Here is a 19,765-nt window from a genome sequence, read left to right on the forward strand (position 1 = left end):
CGCTCAAAACAAAACTAGGGTAACCAAAGTAACCGGATGTTACCCCGTAACTGCTCAAGCCGCAAAATCCGGTAACCACAGAAAGCTCCTTAACAGGCTAAAATTGTCTTTTCTAGCGCAAGACCAACACCAGCTAAAAGGATTTCCCTTTATTTTATCTGTCTAGATTACCCCTAAATTTCGCAGCCCAAAACCTTACAGCAGAATAAAAAAAGACCATAAACGAATATGGTCCATTGGATTCAAGTTTGACTTACTTTACAAATTTATAAAGGTTTCCGAAGTTGATATACGTGATCTCTTCCGGGCACTCTTTTACAATGTTTTTCGTGTCAAAAATTCTCTTTGTTTTCATGCCTGCAAAGTCAGCTGCTTCGACTGATTTGAATTCGTTGTGGTCTGTCAGAACTAAAACAAGATCAGAATGGTTAACTGCTGCTTTAAGGTCTTTTTCTACCCAATCTTTTTGAACATGCGGGTCGTAAGCGATCACTTCGTTTGCACCAGCCATTTTTAACTGCTGGTAGATATCCATTGCAGGACTTTCACGAATGTCGTCTACGTTTCCTTTGTATGTCAGACCGAATACAGTGATTTTTTTATCATCTAAGCCGCCAAGCATTTTAGATACGTTTTCTACAACAAATGAAGGCATCGAAACGTTGATATCACGTGCCTGATAGATAAGCTTCGCCTGTTCAGGAGCTTCAGCAACGATGAAATACGGGTCAACAGCTAAGCAATGTCCGCCAACGCCCGGTCCAGGGTGATGAAGGTTTACACGGGGATGCTTGTTGGCCATTTCGATTACATCAAGTGCATTGATATCAAGCTCGGTACAGATTTTCACAAGCTCATTTGCAAGTGAAATGTTTACGTCACGGAATGTATTTTCCATAAGCTTGGACATTTCCGCTGTTTTTGCATCTGTTAAAATAAGCTCGCCTTCAACAAAAGTGCTGTATACTTTTGCTCCGGCTTTTTTACAAGCTTCTGTCACACCGCCGATGATGCGGTTATTGTGAATTAATTCGTGCATAATTTGTCCAGGAAGCACGCGCTCTGGGCAATGTACTAAGAAGATATCTTCCCCGATCGTAAAGCCGTGTTTTTCAAGCAGCGGTTTTACATGATCGTCCGTTGTACGCGGAGCGATTGTTGATTCAACAATAACAGTGTTGTTTTTTTCCAAGTAAGGAATCATCATTTCAACAGCGCTTAAAACATATTTTAAATCTACAGATCTATATTGATCATCTTTATTTGGAGTTGGAACAGCAATAATGAATACATCTGCTTTTTCAGGTTTCGTTGCCGCCTTGAATTTGCCGGATGCCATAACCTCTTCTAATGCATCCTGCAGTCCAGGCTCTTCGATATGAATTTTGCCCTGGTTTAATGAATCAACTACTTGCTGCTGAACATCTACACCAAGCACGCTAACGCCATGCTTTGCAAACATTATAGAAGTTGGCAGTCCAATATAACCAAGACCAAGTGTTGCGATCTTCATGTGAATTCTCCTCCAGTTGGTTGTTCAAAAAATTTCTCTCATACAACAGTACAGCTTTGAAAACAGCATGTCAATGATTTGAGTTACCGCTGCTCTAAGAGAACTTTCTCATATTTCGTTTCTGTTATTTCTTTAAGTTCTGCCTGAATCATTTTGTTTTTTCCGCATTGATACCTGACGATATGTGCAGCTTCTTCGGATTTTTGCAAAAATGCTTTCGGATGATAATAAAGGTATTCAATGGCTTCGGCTAGACCCATATAATCCTCGCCTTCAGCTAAAAACCCGCAAGAATCATCTATGAATTCAGGAATGGCATATACACCGGATGTTACAGGCACCAATCCGCTCGACATCGCCTCTCCAAGGGAAACACCTTGAGAGTCCATTCTGGACGGGCTCAAAAAGATGCCATGTGACTTATGCTGTTCAGCTATTTCCTGCTGAGATAAGAAATAGTTATGAAGATGAACATTTGGGATGTCTCTGATTGGCTCTACCACTTCATTAAATAACGGTCCCTGCCCGTAGATGTCAAAGGTAAGATCATTAAAAAACGGCTTGTCTTTTAACACAAGAATGGCTTTTACGGTCAAATCATTCGCATACGTCCTTGAAGCAAACGGCCTGATTGTTAAAATCCGTTTTCTTTGCTCTTCCGGTTTCTCTACATAATTAAACAATTCATCATCAATTGCATTGTGGATGATGCTGTAGTTTTTAATGATCGTATTTGTATCTTTTTCAGCAACATTTTCTTTGTACCATTTTGAGACGAAGATAAATTTAATATCGTCATCATTTGTCGTATAAAGATCCGCCATAAAGTCAAGCTGCTCCTGGTTCCTTTTTGCATACTCAAGGCTATTGCGTATTTCTTTGGTGCTTTGGTAGAAATTAAACCAGCGGCGGTACCATTTCGTCGTTTCGAACCCGTGAACCCAGATAAGCTTCGGAGTATAACGGGCTTTTGACTTTCTGACAGCTCTGTACATTCTTTCATTTATGAAGTGAAATAATACTTTCTTGTAGGGCTTTGCATTTAAAAGGTTCGTAAGCGCTTCTTCCCCGCCTATAAAGACAGGTACACCATCATATACATAATGAGCAATACTTGCAGGTGACGTATTCAGCCGGTAAATGGCTGCATTAATTCCGCTTTCTTTATACGCAAGCACCCGTTTATGCACGAACATGTTTTGGTAATACGTGTTCTTTTCAGGATAAACATTTGTCACAATCAGGTAATCCGCCTCAGGATATCTCAAAAACAATTCCTTCTGGCTTTCTTCAGTCGGAACATTGTAGGCAATAACAGAAAAATCCGTAATCACTGCTTCTCCGGTTCCTGAAAGCCTAAGTCCCAATGAATAGCTGGCTACATTTTTCGGAAAGCTCAGGTTCATTTCACTGCCTAATGGATTGTACTGAACATACACCTTATTGTTATCTTTGTCATAACCGACGATAACCTGCTGTACCTGCACGCCGCTGTACGTTTTTCCGTCAATTTTGGCAATATACGTGTACTCAGCGTTCAAGCTGCGGTCAACTTTATTACTTTTATCGTAGTAAAGGATGATCGGATTGGCGTCTTTCTTAAGCTGAGTGATCTTAATATCCAGACGGTCACTGCCCTCTATCTGTACATCAAAGCTTGACGTTGTTTTTTTGGGCCATTTATCAAAAAAGGAATCCGTTTTAACCGGCTCTTTTGTTATCAAGACTGTCCCCTCCCGTCCTCAAATAAAAAATTTGAGACTTACCTCTATTTTCTGCGTTTCAGTTCCCAATATTTCAATTGTAATTTTCCAAGTTTGGAATTTTGCAGTCTTGTCAATTTCGTTCTGAGCTCATTTATTGTCCGGTCTTTTTGTTCTAAAAGCTTTTTCTGCTCTTCCTGACCTGCTGAAATCGTTTCAATGGATATACCAGTTGCCGTTAAACTTGCAGCTTTCTGTTTACTGATGAGCTGACCCAGGTTTTCGCGGGATTCAATGTCATCGGCAATTGCTGCCAGAATTTCCTTGAATTCTTTTTCCATTTCCTTCTTATCTTGAATCAGACGGTCTGCTAACTTGCTTAATCGTTCACATTCGTCTTTATCTGTGCCCGTCATCTGATGATTCGCTGTCTCCATCGTTTTCATCCAGCTCCTTTCAAAAACAACCCCGGTCTTAGGCACTATATTGCTGACTTCATTGTCAGCTGCGCCTGGGAAATTTTTTTGAAACCATTTTTTCAAAAACGCCTGCAGCTGCTTTTGCATCGTCAAGAGGTGATAAGTAGGTAATGCCGTCACTTTGGCCTAAAATACTTCCTTCTTCATACACACCCCAAATATCAGTGCCGCTGCCTTTATAATCACTAAGTTTTGAAGGCAGGTAAGGATTTATAGGCTTGTTGTCTTTCGTAGTTGAGTCATTAACAACTAAGCAGTCAAATTTTGTGCATAGGTTCAGGAACGTATAGAAGTCGACAAAGCCATTGACAATAATGGAATCTTCAAGCGGATCATTTTTCAGCTGATCCTCTAGTTCTGTAGGTTTAGCGGTAAATACATGGATAAGCACCTTGCGCTGTGTATCCTCGTTCGCTTCTTTTAACCCTGAGAACAAATCGTTCAAGTTTCTCTTGCTGTAAAAATTACCGAAGTAGGCAACATTTACATGGTCATCCGAAAGCAGAGGATAATTAAACTCCTCCATATGATAATAACGTTCAGGCAGTGTCGGATGCGGCTCTATGACCGCTTTTTGCTTGATGATTGGCTTGATTTCCTCAATCGGGAACATGTCCATCATATATTGATACTGATTTTTGTTGGTGAAAATTAATTCATCCGCAAAGATATACGGAAGGTATTCACACCATACGAACAAACTGCTGTCGTTTGGTGAAGGGTATCCAGCTTTTTTCACATCTGCTTCCAGCTGTTTTAAATACCCCTGATCTGTGATATCAACAAGACGTTTCTTCGCTTCAATGTCATAGATCAAAGGATCTGAAAACTCAGCAATCCACTTCGTTTGCGGATATTTCTTTTTGTATTCATACGCTAAAAAGTGGGAGGCAGCCCACATTGCACGGCTGAAGACCTGCTTATGAACACCATTTTTCTCAACCAATTCGTTTGCGCCTTTCATGCCCATGTCTACAAACGTTTTTATATGGGCCCAGTGAGAAAAGCTTGAAGGTGAATTGATTGGAAGCCTTGTATGAATTAAATCATCCACCATTTGGTTCAATGATGTATTTCTTGTGCGGACTTTGTCCATCGTATTATAGATAACATCAGATACCTTGCCTGCTTCCCTCATACGTTTCGCCATAACGTTTCCGGCTGTGTCGTTATAAGGCGGGAAGCAATAAGAAACGACCAATTGTTCTACCTTGTCCTTGTTAAGGAGATGATAAGGGAAGTAAGTCAGTCTTTTGGATGAAACTTCTTCAATAATCCGGTCGTATTCATCTTTATGCTGTTCATAGTATTTTACAATGAACGAACTTTGTGCGTTTATTTTACGCTCGACGAAATCGCGTTTTCCATGCAAAAGATCAGGAATCTGCAGAAGTTCATTCAGTTTCGCAATAACATCTGCACGCTGTCTTACATTAAAGTCAAACGTCATAGCTTGTCTGGAGATTGAGTTTTCTCTAAGCGTTCTGTAATAGACTGCCTTTTTGGTTATTGGCGCTACAATAAATTCCAAGTCATTTTTAATAAGGAGCTCCGAGAAGAATACAACGTCTTCGCCGCTTTGCAGACTCTCATCAAACTTGTACTTTTGCACAAATAAAGTCGGAATCAGCTTACATGCGTTAATCGTTAAGACTGTATGAAGCTTCATGAAAGGACTTTGCTTGCTGATGACGGATTTTAAAATCTGACGATTAATTGGATTGGAAGATTGTACATTCCCGTCTGGCTCAACGTTAAAAATTTGAGAAATCACCACGGAATTCGGCTTTGCCTGCTTGTACATGTCTTCTAGAAAATTCTCTGACAGATAATCGTCATCATCAAGGAATGTGCAGTATTCACGTGAAGCAAGTGAAATTCCTTTGTTTCGTGCTATTGATGCTCCTGCTTCATCCATTGTAATGACACGGATGTTTGTCAGATTTCTTTCAGAAATCAGCTGATTGATCAGGTCTTCCGTGCGGTCTTTTTCTCCGTTGATAACAACAATGACTTCAAATAATGAAGCATCAAGGGTCTGATCAGCCAGGGATTTTAAGCATTTAACAATGACATTTTCACCTTTGTAGGTAGGCAAAATAATGCTGATGCCTTTATCATAAAGAGGCTTGTCATTCTTCCGGACATGTTCCTCTTCAATGTCATACCCCATTTTCATAGCTCGTGTTAGTCGGACTTTCTCTAAACGTTTGAGTATTTCCACTTTAAGCATTATTTCTTACCTCTTCCGGCTATTTTTTTCTTTAATTCCCAATACTTTAATTGAACTCTGCCAAATCGGGATTTTCTCAGAACATTATAGCGATGCTCCAGATTCGTTACTTTTCTGTTCAGATCTTCAATTTTGTTTGAATAGGCGAGTGCAGCTTTCAATGCTTCTTCTTCACGGTTAAGCACCTCGACCGTTTCAATTTGCAGCTGACGGATGTATTCATCCTTTTCAGCGATTTGCCTATTAAGGTCTTCGTATAACACTTCTATTTTTTCAGATGATTTTTTCACTTTTTGTATTTCTTTTAGTTCTTTTTCATTTTTCGCAGCTTGACCAGCAAGCGTTCCGATGCGCTGCATATAATCTCTTTCCAGCCAATAAAATCCCTGCTCTAATTGCTTCGTGTTTTCTGCTGTATAAAAAGATTGATTATTTTCTTGAACAGCTGTGCAAATTACACCTGTCCACCTGCCCAAATACTCAAAGGATTCAATTTTGAAATGAGCACCTAATTGTTCAGCTAATAATGAGTAATAATAAGTACGTTTATGATCTATGAAATCATTAATGCCAAAAGGAACGGTTACGATTAATCTTCCGCCCGGCTTTAAATGCGACATCGTTTTTTTCAAAAAGGAATCAGGGTCACTGATATGTTCAAGAACTTCAGTAAGCAAAATCGTATCGTAATTTGTGTCTATGTCCTGATCTGTCATAAAGTTAGAAACTTTAAATGAAACGGAGTCTTGTACAGACGGATGTTCTTTACCAAGCTCTGTTTTTGCATATTCTACTGACTCATGTGAGATATCGATTCCATCTACTTTTTTGCCTTCCCGACCTAATAGTATGGCATTTATACCCTGTGAGCAACCAATATCAAGCACTTTGCTGCCTAAGACATGTGTAACAATCCAATTTATGCGCTCTCTTGTTTTCTTGCTGAAATCTGTTCCTAAAGCTCCATAATATGCTTCATTAACACGATCTATAATAAGTTTACTCAAAGAAACTCCTCCAATTAGCTATGTGAAATGGCAATGACGTAATTTCCATTCTCTTTGATTGTAGTTTTTGCAGATTTATTCTATGTATTCTGTAAGGCCCTACTTATTATATCGAAAATTGTCTTTCGTTAACAACCATAAAAAAAAGCCCGCAATCAAAAACGAAGATTGTTTAAAGATATTGTAAAATATGGATGATGGAAACAGCTACCCAAACTTTTATGGTAACAAAAGTTTGGGTATTATGTCATTTTTGCATCAGAACTAAGTTACGGAGTTTTATTGTAAATCTCAAGGTGTTTTTTCAGTTCATCAGAAACTGTACGAAGCTTTTCTTTGTCAGGTATATAATAGTAAGTACCATCAATTGTTTTACCTTTTCCTTCAATTTTGTGCTGCTCTATATTTTTCCGGGCATCTTTATAATTTGATTGAATCTCCCACATATCATCGAAAGCCAAGTTTGTTTTTACATTATTTTCAACGACTTTAACCATCTCGCCAAATTTCGTGATGGAGGATATGTTTGCGCCTTTTTGTATTATAGCTTCAATTACTTGCTGTTGCCGCATTTGCCGGCCGAAGTCTCCTCGCGGATCTTTACTCCTCATCCGAGAATACCTCAGTGCTTTTTCACCATCCAAATGAAGACGACCTTTTGGGTAATGCACACTGTAATAAGTGAAATCTAAATCATTATTTACTTCCACCCCTCCTACTGCATCAACAATTTCTTTAAAACTTTTCATATTTACCTTCACAAAATAATCTACAGGAACATCTAAGAGATTTTCCACAGAACGAATGGTCATCTCAGTGCCGCCAATCGCATAAGCGGCGTTAATTTTGTCTGTCGTCCCGTTTCCTTTGATCTTTGTGTACGTATCGCGAGGGATACTCATCATATGCATCGATTCGGAATGAGGATTAATCGTTAATAAAATCAATGAATCGGACCGCCCGCGTTTTTGACCTGCAGGTTTATCGATCCCCATTAGCAAAACAGATATCGGATTACCTTCTTTGAAGTTAATTTTTTCTAATCGTTTTTCAGATTTTTTCCGGTCGATATCTTCTTGAATATTTGCCACGGTTGACGTTGCCATGTGCCATAAATAATACGTATAACTGCCTGACCCTAAAATTAATACGCAAATAATTGTTAAAATAATTAGCAGAACTTTTTTTCGATTTTTAGTACCCATTATGACCTCACTTTAAAACCTATTAAAATTGAGTATTTTTCATCAATCTTTGTTACTTATAAAATATAAAAATCATTTGAAATTAAACATGGCTAAGCTGCAGGTTTAGAATCAGTTTGATAATTTCGTCCTGTTCGGGCAACTTTGTTCCATTTTTTATTGAAGAAATAAGAAATGCTTCCATACATTACGAAGTACATCGTTACAAATCGATAGACGAAAATGTCAAAGATGATGGCAGACAATAACCGGGGTACATCTTTCTTTCGAAACGAAAACCCGTGGTATTTCCCCATTCTAATTGCCACCAAATCGTACGCTGCCCCAAATAAAAAAATGTACATCAAATAGAATAATAGATAATGAACATAGGAAGATGGAGGGTTCAATATCCCATTTACCACTACGATGCCTGTCATGGCATAAGAAGCGATGGTGCCTACTAGAAATGACTCAAAAATGTAAAAGAAAGAAACGGCTTTAGTAAGTAAGGTTTTCATGAAAAAGGGCTGGAAATGGATAAAGCAATCAATAAATGCTTTTTGCCATCGTACACGCTGCTTGATTAAATCCTTCCAGGTTTCAGGCAATTCGGTATAACTAACAGCTTCCGGCAGAAAAATAATTTTCTTGTTTTTTTGTTTCGATATGTGCCTATGGATGCGCAGCGTGATGTCAATGTCTTCCCCAATTGTTGATCGGTAACCACCCACATCCAGAAGTACTTGTTTCCTGAAAATTCCAAACGCTCCCGATATGATAGCTAGAGCATGAAAGCGTGCAAGAGACACCTTTGTAATATAGAATGCTTTTAGGAAATCCAAAGTTTGAACTCGTATTAGCATGTTTGCACGGAGTAAAGACAAACGATTTAAAGGTTTAGATGTTTTTGTTTGCAAAACATGCACCATTCCGCCGGCTGCAACGACATCATTATCCTCAAAAGTATCGTTAACAACTGATAAGGCCTGATTTGTCAAAATGGTATCGGCATCTAGTGTGATCACCATATTTTTACTGGAATATTCTATCCCTGCATTTAAAGAATCAGCTTTTCCGCCATTCAATTTATCTATGACGTAAATATTAGGGTAGAGCTCGGACTGATAAAATTCCTCAACCTTTTCATGAGACAGTCTTTTAAGCGGAGATTTTGAACATGGTTTTAACTTTAGAAATCTATTCAAAAAACACATTGTTGCGTCCGTTGAACCGTCATTGATATAAATGACTTCAAATTGAGAATAAGATAATGATTTCATGCTTTTAATCGAAGTTTCTATAATTCCCTGTTCGTTGTAACAAGGGACTAAGATGCTTATTCCCTTATCTATTTTTAGGATTTGTTTGAGCTCTTCGTTTTGACCACGAAACCATGGTAAACAATGGAGTAAATGGAGCACAGGAAACACAACACATAAAAAGAACAAAATTTCGACAAAAATATCCAAAAAAACACTCCTTTATTGACATTAGCAAAGCAATTATTACCCTACTTTCACTAATATCTTTTCATAGGGCCTATATTTTTGCGAGAGTAAAATGGTGAAAGAATACTAAATGCCTACTCACTTTGAGGAGATGTGTCGAAAAAAGTGGAAAAATATTTCTTTGAATAATTAGGTTGCCCTATACAAAATGGGGGTCTTTTTTAAGATAATATGACTGTATTGTTTTGTCGCTATAGTGTGCTATGCTTTTTTAGACGATGATTTTCCGTCCTCCGTAATGGAGGGCGTTTTATTTTTTGTAAAGGGGTGACTATAATCCGCAATTAGATGTTAAAAATTCCAAGTCTAATATAATAAAAGTTTAGAAGATCGCTTTCCGTTTTTAAGTGTAACTTTCAAAGTATTGTGATCAGATGAGGTGAAATCATGTTTAAAAAAGCGACCGGTTTAATAGCATTTATCTTAGTTTGTTTGCCCATGTTTGGGAAACCTGCAATGGCTGAAACTTACACAGTTCAACCAGGAGACACCCTTTCGAAAATATCCGACAAGTATGGAACATCAGTAGATAAGGTGGTAAACCAGAACAAATTACTATCTACTATACTTGAGCAAGGACAACAATTAGAAATTCCTAAAACATATAGAGTTAGTGAAGGGGACACACTCTATAAAATTTCAGTTAAACTCGGCATTTCTATACCTGAGTTATTACTAGCAGCCAACCCGAAAATTAAAAATTCTCATTGGATTTATCCTGGACAAATAATAAATATTCCATTAAAAAATGAAATGATTTATATGGGTAATCCCAGTAAGAAAAGAATTGCCCTTACTTTTGACGACGGTCCAGAAGATATCTATACTCCTCAAATTTTAGATATCTTAAGACAAAAAGATGTGAAGGCAACTTTCTTTGTGGTAGGGAAGCAGGCAAGGGAGTATCCTGAACGACTAAAACAAATTTACAGAGAGGGTCATGTTATAGGCAACCATACATGGGATCACCCGCATGTACCTGATCTCACGAACCAACAATTAATCGAAAACGTACAGTCCACTACCGCAGAAATTGAGAAAATTACAGGGGTAAAAACGAATTTATTCCGACCTCCATATGGTGAAATTAAAGATCGACAGGTAGCACTTCTTAATAATCGTGGATACAGTTCAATCATGTGGACGGCAGATACAATGGATTGGAGTGGAGTGTCTGCCGAAGATATTCTATCAAGAGTGAAGCAAAATGTGAGCCCTGGGGTCATAATCCTTCAACATAACTACCATGTATCGGGGCAATTTGAAACTGTTAAGGCATTGCCTCAAATCATTGACCAATTACGTGCACAGGGCTATGAGTTTGTTACAGTTCCAAAACTCTTAGATAAATAAGAATCAAATATAAAAATAAATACCTTACAATAGGGTAAACTCTATTGGGACTTTTTTAATACACACCAGTTTATCGAAGAATAAGGATTTCCATATAAGTCTTCATTTGGTCCAATTGGTGCTGTAGCCGATAAATTGTTTTTGGAGAAGTATATGAGAGCATTTATTGTTTCTCGTGCAAAGGCACTGAAAAAGATTTCCGGAAATATGGATTTACCTTTTTGTAGTAAGATGTTACAAATGGAGGAACTATCCAATGAAGAAATTTGATGAATTACCAAAATCTATTAAGAAAACAATTCGTTATATTAACCAAGATGTTAATTCGATTAAAAAGCTAGAACATTTAGAAACACTAATTGATTTATATATACAAAAAAGAAAAAAGCATCTAAGTAAAAAAGCATAATAGAATTAACTCAAAAATTTATTTATTAATTTTTTATTTTAAATTATGACAGTTGGTGAGACGGATTGAATATTTCTTTTGATGATTGCAATTTTGAATTGAAGTTTGTATAAACCTGTCTATAGGTAGATTATTGATATATAGTGTGAAACTATGATAGAGTACTGCCCGGGACTTACCGCACAGCCTGCTCAGCTTATAAATCGAGTGAATCCGGGAAATCTTTAGGGTTATTTAGAAAAAAATGTATGGATGTTAATTTGGAGATAGTTGGAAAAAAGAAAGTAAAGTGATGCAACCGGCCAGTATTTCATTTGGTACAGCAAGTAAAAAATCCATTCCGGCAAGTATTTTTCCGGTTTTGGACAGTATCCGGAAGTTTGGGACAAAAAAACAGAAAAAAAAGCCGTCCTCAAGTGTGATGCATCACTTAAGAACAGCCCTCATTAGTCCGTTTTGATTATCTCTTTGCGTCCGACGGATACATAGGTCATCCATTCAGGAATATCTCTCAGCGGATAGATGTTTCTTCCATCAATCAAGATTGGGGTGTTCATTTTTTCCTGATAGATGTCCATAGGAAACATACGAACTTCATCCCACTCGGTCACAATAAAAGCAGCGTCCGCACCCGTGATTGCTTCAGCAAGATTGTCACAATATGTGATCGATTCCTTTAAAACCTTCCGAGCTTCATTCAGAGCAATCGGATCATACCCTGTTACGACCGCACCTTCCTTAACCAACTCCTTCGCAATCACAAGCGAAGCAGCTTCTCTGACATCATCTGTATTAGGTTTGAAGGCTAAACCGAGAAGAGCGATTTTTTTACCTTCAAGAGAACCCAAATGCTTTTTTGCAGACTCGATTAATTTTAACGGCTGGCGATTGTTTACGGTAATGACTGAATCCAGCAGATCAAACTTATGCTGTACGTTGCCCGCTAATTGGACGAGGGCTTTCGTATCTTTTGGAAAACAGGAGCCGCCATATCCGATTCCGGCCTTTAAAAATTGCGATCCAATTCTTGAGTCTTTGCCAATGCCTTCCGCCACATCTTCAATGTCCGCACCTAATTTTTCGCAGATGTTGGCAATTTCATTGATAAAGCTGATTTTTGTTGCCAAAAACGCATTCGCAGCATATTTAATCATTTCAGCGCTTCTTATATCCGTCCGTACTACAGGAATACCCAGCGGTTTATAGATTTCTTCAAGCGCATCCCCGGCAAAAAACGAGCGTGATCCAATGACGATGCGATCTCCGTGAAAAGTATCATGAATGGCAGAGCCTTCTCTGAGAAATTCAGGATTAGAAGCGACTTCTGCATGGGTGGAAGGCGACTTATGCTGATTAACGATCTCAAGAATATGTTCATTCGTGCCGACGGGAACGGTGCTCTTAACGACGATAATCACATCGTTTTGAATCTGTTCAGCGATTTGAACAGCAGCCGCTTCAACATAAGTCAAATTAGCAGAACCATCCTCATTTTCAGGCGTGCCGACAGCGATGAAGATGATTTCGCTCTCTCCATACGCTGTGCTGGAATCTGCTGTAAAAGTCAGCCTTCCGGATTGAACGTTTTTCTTCATTAATTCCTCTAGACCCGGTTCATAAATAGGAGACACTCCATTATTCAGCATGGCAACTTTCTTTCTATCGATATCCACACACGTTACTTTGTGGCCGATCTCAGCTAAGCATACACCCGTGACCAGCCCGACGTATCCAGTTCCAGCAACTGATATTCTCACTGCATAATCCCCTGACCTCTCTCTAACTATTTGAAACTTTATTTTTTATGTACTGCAGAATATCTTCTCTCAGCTCATCGTTATCCATGGCAAAATCGATTGTCGCCTGAATAAAGCCAAGCTTGTCTCCTACATCATATCTTTTGCCGATGAAATGATACGCCGTTACTTCTTCTTTATGGGCGAGCTCTTTTAAAGCATCTGTTAATTGAATTTCTCCGCCTGAACCAGGTTTAAGCTTTGCGAGAATATCAAAAATTTCCGGACGCAAGATATATCGTCCTAAAATAGCTGTATTAGACGGGGCATCTTCCCGTTTTGGCTTTTCTACTAAATCTTTCACTTTATAAACATTGTCAGCCTTTTTTTCTTGTTGATCGTAGCTTACAATTCCATACTTCGATACATCTTCAGTCTTCACATTCTGCACTCCGATTACCGTGCTTTGGAATCGATCATAAACATCAATTAACTGCTTTAAGCAAGGAACATCGGATTGAACAATGTCGTCTCCAAGCATAACAGCGAAAGGTTCATTTCCGATGAATCTTCTGGCGCAATAAATGGCATGCCCAAGACCAAGAGGCTCTTTTTGACGGATGTAATGAATATTGGCAAGCTCTGAAATGCCCTGGACCTTGCTGAGCAAATCCCATTTTTCTTTTTTAATAAGCGTCTCTTCAAGCTCATAGGATTTATCAAAATGATCTTCAATCGCCCGTTTTCCTCGTCCGGAAACGATTAGGATATCCTCAATTCCGGAAGCAACCGCTTCTTCAATGATGTATTGAATGGTAGGTTTATCAACTATAGGCAGCATTTCTTTAGGCTGGGCCTTCGTAGCAGGCAAAAACCTTGTTCCCAAACCCGCAGCCGGTATGATCGCTTTTTTTACATGCATGTGTCTACCCCCTGATTATGTCAAAAGTCTCTCTCTTTATATTACAACATCTATACAGTCTATTCCTTTAACGTTTTATAAATGTTTGGTAAACACGAAAAGCGGAACCGACTGTTTAGCTCAGGCATGGCAGATAAGAAGCCGACAGACAGATAAGAATTCCCCCGAAAAGTCGGGGTTTGACTTTCCTGAGGGAATTTGTTCTGGCCGAGGGGTTAGGAGGTGGTCCTAGTGGTCCCGCACTTTTTGTTAATAATAGCATCATTCTGAAAGAATAAAAAAACTGACTCCTAATACGTTTTTCAACGGTTTTAGGGTCAGTTTCTATTAATAACTTCTATTGAAGAAACCAGTTTTGCAGACTGCTGCGCGTTTGCTCAGAGATGGCTCCTTTTCCGCCAAGGTAATGAATATGCGGAATGAATGTCATGTGATCGTAAATGTAGCTTGAGACAGGTACCGGAACTGTATCTTTTTCTACTAGAATGATTGGCGCGCGACTGTTCGCTGCGAGTACGGATCCAGGAAGAGCGTCAATAAATTCCGTACCCCTTGCAAAGAAGACTTTGCGGTTGTCCAGATTGTATTTTTTCACGATATTTACGCTGGTTTCATACCGGTTTTTTCCGTAAACGCGATCAACATTGCCTGCACCTACTAAAACTTCTAGCTGTGCTTGAACTTTTGCTGAGACAGCTGTCTCACCGCCGACAATCGTTACTTTGCGTACACCGCTGCCTCTTATATAATCCGTTACTGCATTTGGAACAGCTGCTGTTTTTGTGTAAAGAATCGGTATTTGTTCAGCAGCTGCATACGATGCAATCGATAAAGCATCCGGTGAGTCACTGCTGTCAGATGTGATAAAGATCGAGCCTGAGTGGCCTACTTGTTTTGCCACAGCAGCTGCCGTAACATACCGTTCTGATCCGCTGATGCGGTGAACGTTTGCAGCGATAGCCTTAAGCTCGGCTTCGACTGCATCCGAAATTGCTGATTTACCGCCAAGAATATAGATGTTTGCAGGATTCAGATTCGCTAATGTTTGTTTAACTGAATCAGATAATTGATTAGGGTTGGATAATAGCAGTGGTGCATTGTATTTCTTTGCAAGGACGCTGCCAGTTAATGCATCTACCGGGTTGTCTCCTCTTCCGATAAAGACCGTGTTTGCAGATAACCAGCCGAATTCAGCAATGGCTGCACTTGTTTCATAGCGATCTTTGCCTTCAATTTCTTCTACGACTTGATCGATATAATTATCATAGTTTGTGCCTGGGTAATAGAAATTGGTGATTTCCATGTAATTTTGTTTTTGATCGGACATTGCCTTTGCGCCGTACTGGCTCATTCCGACTCCATGGCCAAACCCGCGGCCATTAAACGTATAGACACCTTTTTCATATGTCAGCGAATCAATCAGATGACTTTTGAAATCCATTGTGCCGAACATAGAGCGAAGTGTAGAGATGTTAACGTTTATACCTTCTTTTATGACAGTTTCGATCTTGCCGTCTTTCATTTGATAGGTGCCATTAGCATTTTTGACATAAAATTCAATGCGGTAGCTTCCTGTTTTACGTCGATCTCCGCTTGTTTTTTCATTAGAAACAGCAAGCTTCGTCACTTTAACAATTTTAAGGTCTTTGCCCGTGAAGTTTTTGTCTGTTTTTAACCAGGTCTTAATATTGTTTGAATACTTTGCGTCTTTTTCTTTGACCGTTCCCCACCAATTGCCTGGCTTTGTTAAATCAAGCAATGCCGGGTCAATTTGTGATTCGTTCATGCTGATTGTCCAGCTTATTCTGGGATCATAAGGATCATTTTTTGCAGGAAAATAAGAAAGCGGTGTTCCGCCCGTCCATACATTTGCATTATTTTCTGTTCTTCCTCCATTGCTTGAACTGTACAGTGCGTCAATCAAGCTGCCATTGATCTTCAGAACTTGGCCTTTTGTGCGGTTTACCGCTTCATTCGTATTGTTATAAAGGGAAGATGTCCAAATATACCCTTCATATTTTTGAAAGCTCACCGTATCATCGATCGTTTGGTTCATTCTTTTTAATGCGTACGTTCTAGCTGTTACAGTTTGAGCTTTTAATGCCTCAACAGACCAGCTTGCAGGCATTTCGCCCGGTACAACCCCTTTTAAATAATCTTCAAGCGGCAGCTCATTTTCCGGACGGACATATTGACTGTTTTCAACCTTGAATTTCATCGTGCCTAAATAAGAACGGCCATTGATCTTTATATAATTTTCTGTACCGTATTTTGCAGGCATAAACACTGCAGAACTGTTTAGAGTCTTTTTCTTAACGCTGCCATTATACAAGGACAATGCGCCATTTTCATTTTTTATTTTATAGGTATAGCCTTCTTTTAGCTTAAAATCATTTTCCCCAGACAAATAGTATTCACCTTCAACCAATACCGTTACTTCTTTGGCATTGCCGACATAGTGTTTGAGATTAACAGACACTTCTGAAGGATTACTATTAGCAGCAAACGCATTTTCTTCCGCAAACAAAAAGAATAGTGTTAATGCAACAATTGACATAAAAACTTTATTCAAAAGTAGTTCCTCCGCTACGATAGATTGAGAGCTTTTAACATTAATAGCTTATTCCACAGAAGATAAGCTTGACTCACCTTTATACCCATTTTCACCAGTAAGTTCAAAGTCTTCTTTTACAAGTCCGAGATTAGGAGCATAATATCTTGTAAAGATAGTTTCCTCATCTACTACTTCATTTGATATTTTCTGAATGACGAAAACATTTTTCTGTTTACCGTAAGGTGTTTCGACAGCGGCTGATTTTTCAAGCAGTTTCCAATCCGCACCATCACCCAGCAGCTTTTCGTTCATATTTGGCTCAAATGAATCCAGCAGACTGACAGAATGATCCTGCAGATCACGCTCCTCATATACGAGGGTAATCTCGGAACCTGTCCATTTAAAAATTTGAGTGGTTGTAGAGTCACCCAATGTCAGGGCAATTTGAACAAACTCTTCATTAGCTGCCACTACATTTTCTGTGAGTAAAACGACACCGTCTTCTTTAAATTGTTTTTTCGCTCCTGTCTCAGGACGATATTCCAAATATGGACCTGCCGTACTTTGTTCACTCTCCATTTTTTTATCGGTATTTTCTGGAGATTCTTTAGGATTTTCCGTATTTTCTTCTGAACTAACTCCGCTTACACCGTCTGAATTCTGACCATTTTCTTCTGCCTGATCTTGATCAGGCTCTTCTTTTGCCGGTGTTTGAGTTTGATCAGGCTCTTCATTAACCGGTTCTTCTTTTTCAATAGGTTCAGTCACTGAAGCTTTCTTCTCTTCCTGCCTCTCTTGTTTTCCTGCCTCTTCCTCACTTGCTGCACATCCTGTTAAAAATAAGAGAATCAGAGAAAATATAGACAGCATTTTTTTCATATTAATCATCCTTGACTTAAGAAAGATTCGGGCTAATGCGGGCCCGAATCGATCTGAATTATCTTACTCTGTTGAAAATCTCGCTTGTTATCACATCAGGTACGGCTCCGCCGATAAGCGTAACTTCCTTCATATGATGCTTGCCGCCATATTCCATGATGTATGTTTCCAGAGATTTATTAAACGTTGAACCTGTCAGGATCAGCGGTGCCTTTGTTACTAACGATAAAGGCGCTGCTGATAATGCATCCGGGAAATTGGCTCCGGTTGATACTAAAATAGAATCTGAGTTTAGATATGGATCAAAACGCCACAGCACTTTTGCAAGTGTTTCATAGCGGTCTTTACCAGCTAAACGTGCATAGCTTGATGGAGCTGCATTTTTCACCTGTGCATCAATATTTGAAGTGAGAACGGCATTTCCTCCAAGGATAAGAGCCTGCTTGCCTTTAAGCTTCAGTCTTGCCTCACTTGAAAGACTGTTTGTATCGGACAGCATAATGGCCCAGTTTTTCTGAGCAGCTATAGGCGCTGCGCCAAGAGCATCCGGATAGTTGCGTCCTGATGTGACAAAGTAGCCATCTACATTTCCGATTTGATTTAGAATAAGCTGATTTGTCTCGAATCGATTCGCTCCGCTTATTCTTTCAACCGTCAATTTCATTGATTGAAGCTGTGTGGCAATCCCTTTAGAGACGGCACCTTCACCGCCAATGATGATCGCTTTTTTTGCTTTTAGACGGGTGATTTCATTTGTTATGTAAGAATCCATTCCAGTTCCTTTTACTAAAAGGATTGGCGCTGCTCCATGCTTTCTTGATAGCGGACCTGCTGATAATGCATCAGCATATCCTGTGCCTGTTGCAATAATGATGGTTTTATCCGGTTTGCTGTCTGCAAAACCTGCAGGATACATTTTCTTTGAAACATTGATTGCTGTTTGATAACGATCCGCACCAACTAATTTCGTTAATGGCAGCTTTCTCGTAACTTTATCGTTTGCGATATTTGTGAATACTACTTCACCTGACTTATTATTTACAACTCTCGCATTTGGCGCATTTTTTCCTGCAATGTAACGAGCGTGCTCAAAATCGACGTAGCTTGCTTTCTTTGCACCATTTACATAGAGATCATATTTTTTAGGCAGGAAGTTCGACCAAAGGGTAAAGCCGTTGCTTTTATAGACAAGTCTCGTATTCTTGTAGCGTTGTGCAAAAGCCATAGCTTCGCTTGATGTATAGAACTCTCCTAATTTTCCATTTGTTCTGTGGTGCACTTCATATAGAGTGCTTGTTTTATAGATATCTTTTTGAGCATTCTTATCAAACACTCTGACTGGTTTCGTCTGTTTTTTGGCAAATTGCAGAGCCTGATCCTTCGATTTCGTCGTTAATAATTTATGATTGCTCATATCGTATACTTCGAAGACTTTAAAGTAATTCACGACGGATGAAGCGATGGCTTGAGCTGCCTTATTTTGAAAATCTGACGTTTTAATTCGTGCTTCTTCCTCGCGATTGGTCATAAAGCCCATTTCTACTAGGACAGCAGGCATTTGTGCATTGCGGATGACATAGAAGCTTTGATCATCGGCAATTCCTCTGTCGATTGAACCTAAATTAGCTAAAACAGTTGGATGAATTTCACCTGCTAAACGCTTATTATCTGCTAAGTATTTGATTTGCAGGGGATCGTGAGGATATTCTTCCTTTGCGTGGTCTACGCCATTATAAAAGTAGGTTTCGTATCCTTTTACGTAGGGGTTGCTTGGATGAGCATTATGGTGAATGGAAATAAATACACTGTTATCATTATTCCCTTTTGCAAATTGGTTGGCCTTTTGCATTCTGAGATCAAAGTCACCGCCATCTGTGCTACCGTCCGCATTCTTCAAATATGGTGCAAATTCCATATCTGTATCTCTTGTTAAATAAACTTTAATGCCGCTGGTTTTAAGGTAATCCCTCACTTTTTGCGACACAATCAAATTGGCTTTTTTTTCGCAAAAACCAGTCGTGTTCCCAGTTAAACCGCATGTACCGCTGAATTTTCCTCCATGACCAGGGTCAATAACAAGGACTTTTTCAGCAAAACCTGTATTCGGGGCGAATAAGAGCATTAAAAATAGAAAGATGCCCATTGCCCATGACTTGCTGCTTTTCATCATTCACTCTCCCTTTTCTACATTTTTCGCTACCACTCTCATATTATAGCACCCGAAATCTATCAATTTTATTAAATTATGGTTAATGCGATAAATAGGAATTTGGACATTATAT

At 39.1% G+C, this 19,765-nt stretch carries 14 protein-coding genes and 1 pseudogene; 3 read left to right on the top strand and 12 right to left on the bottom strand.

Annotation, left to right across the window (positions count from 1 at the left end):
- Positions 1-253 precede the first annotated feature (253 nt).
- The 7 genes from LIT25_24475 to LIT25_24505 form a co-directional block, all read right to left on the bottom strand.
- Positions 254-1,513: a nucleotide sugar dehydrogenase gene (locus LIT25_24475; protein USK33621.1), complete on the bottom strand. Its 1,260-nt coding sequence runs from the start codon at positions 1,511-1,513 to the stop codon at positions 254-256.
- An 83-nt stretch (positions 1,514-1,596) separates the two neighbouring features.
- Entirely contained in the window at positions 1,597-3,237 is a 1,641-nt protein-coding gene (locus tag LIT25_24480; GenBank protein USK33622.1) for a glycosyltransferase family 4 protein, read from the bottom strand.
- A 44-nt stretch (positions 3,238-3,281) separates the two neighbouring features.
- A complete protein-coding gene (locus tag LIT25_24485) occupies positions 3,282-3,758 on the bottom strand; it encodes a hypothetical protein (GenBank protein ID USK33623.1) in 477 nt (158 codons plus the stop codon).
- Positions 3,718-5,928, bottom strand: coding sequence for a glycosyltransferase (locus tag LIT25_24490; protein ID USK33624.1), 2,211 nt, complete (start codon positions 5,926-5,928; stop codon positions 3,718-3,720). The genes LIT25_24485 and LIT25_24490 overlap by 41 nt, the downstream gene beginning before the upstream one ends.
- On the bottom strand, positions 5,928-6,935 hold the full coding sequence (locus LIT25_24495) for a methyltransferase domain-containing protein (protein ID USK33625.1): 1,008 nt from the start codon (positions 6,933-6,935) through the stop codon (positions 5,928-5,930). Before LIT25_24495 ends, LIT25_24490 begins: the two co-directional genes overlap by 1 nt.
- A gap of 269 nt (positions 6,936-7,204) precedes the next feature.
- Positions 7,205-8,140 (bottom strand): LytR family transcriptional regulator, encoded by a 936-nt coding sequence (locus tag LIT25_24500; protein USK33626.1) that lies wholly within the window; start codon positions 8,138-8,140, stop codon positions 7,205-7,207.
- 92 nt (positions 8,141-8,232) lie between these two features.
- Positions 8,233-9,591: a glycosyltransferase gene (locus LIT25_24505; GenBank protein ID USK33627.1), complete on the bottom strand. Its 1,359-nt coding sequence runs from the start codon at positions 9,589-9,591 to the stop codon at positions 8,233-8,235.
- 426 nt (positions 9,592-10,017) lie between these two features.
- On the opposite strand from LIT25_24505, the gene LIT25_24510 reads away from it, so the two are divergent.
- The 3 genes and pseudogenes from LIT25_24510 to LIT25_24520 all read left to right on the top strand — a co-directional run bounded on the left by LIT25_24510 (position 10,018) and on the right by LIT25_24520 (position 11,392).
- Positions 10,018-10,983 (top strand): polysaccharide deacetylase family protein, encoded by a 966-nt coding sequence (locus tag LIT25_24510; protein USK33628.1) that lies wholly within the window; start codon positions 10,018-10,020, stop codon positions 10,981-10,983.
- Positions 10,984-11,034: 51 nt separating this feature from the next.
- A pseudogene (locus LIT25_24515) lies at positions 11,035-11,253 on the top strand (hypothetical protein).
- Complete coding sequence (locus LIT25_24520; GenBank protein ID USK33629.1) at positions 11,240-11,392, top strand: LytR family transcriptional regulator; 153 nt, start codon at positions 11,240-11,242, stop codon at positions 11,390-11,392. The pseudogene LIT25_24515 and the gene LIT25_24520 overlap by 14 nt, the downstream one beginning before the upstream one ends.
- A gap of 446 nt (positions 11,393-11,838) precedes the next feature.
- On the opposite strand, the gene LIT25_24525 is transcribed toward LIT25_24520, so the two are convergent.
- From LIT25_24525 to LIT25_24545, 5 genes are all read right to left on the bottom strand, one after another.
- Complete coding sequence (locus LIT25_24525; protein USK33630.1) at positions 11,839-13,149, bottom strand: UDP-glucose/GDP-mannose dehydrogenase family protein; 1,311 nt, start codon at positions 13,147-13,149, stop codon at positions 11,839-11,841.
- Between the two features lie 22 nt (positions 13,150-13,171).
- Positions 13,172-14,050, bottom strand: coding sequence for a UTP--glucose-1-phosphate uridylyltransferase GalU (gene galU, locus LIT25_24530; protein ID USK33631.1), 879 nt, complete (start codon positions 14,048-14,050; stop codon positions 13,172-13,174).
- 337 nt (positions 14,051-14,387) lie between these two features.
- Positions 14,388-16,622, bottom strand: coding sequence for a SpoIID/LytB domain-containing protein (locus LIT25_24535; protein USK33632.1), 2,235 nt, complete (start codon positions 16,620-16,622; stop codon positions 14,388-14,390).
- A 48-nt stretch (positions 16,623-16,670) separates the two neighbouring features.
- On the bottom strand, positions 16,671-17,483 hold the full coding sequence (locus tag LIT25_24540) for a hypothetical protein (GenBank protein ID USK33633.1): 813 nt from the start codon (positions 17,481-17,483) through the stop codon (positions 16,671-16,673).
- Positions 17,484-17,541: 58 nt separating this feature from the next.
- Entirely contained in the window at positions 17,542-19,650 is a 2,109-nt protein-coding gene (locus LIT25_24545) for a cell wall-binding repeat-containing protein (protein ID USK33634.1), read from the bottom strand.
- Positions 19,651-19,765: the final 115 nt, after the last annotated feature.

The organism is Bacillus sp. F19, assembly GCA_023823795.1.
Taxonomy (GTDB): Bacteria; Bacillota; Bacilli; order Bacillales; family Bacillaceae; genus Bacillus_P.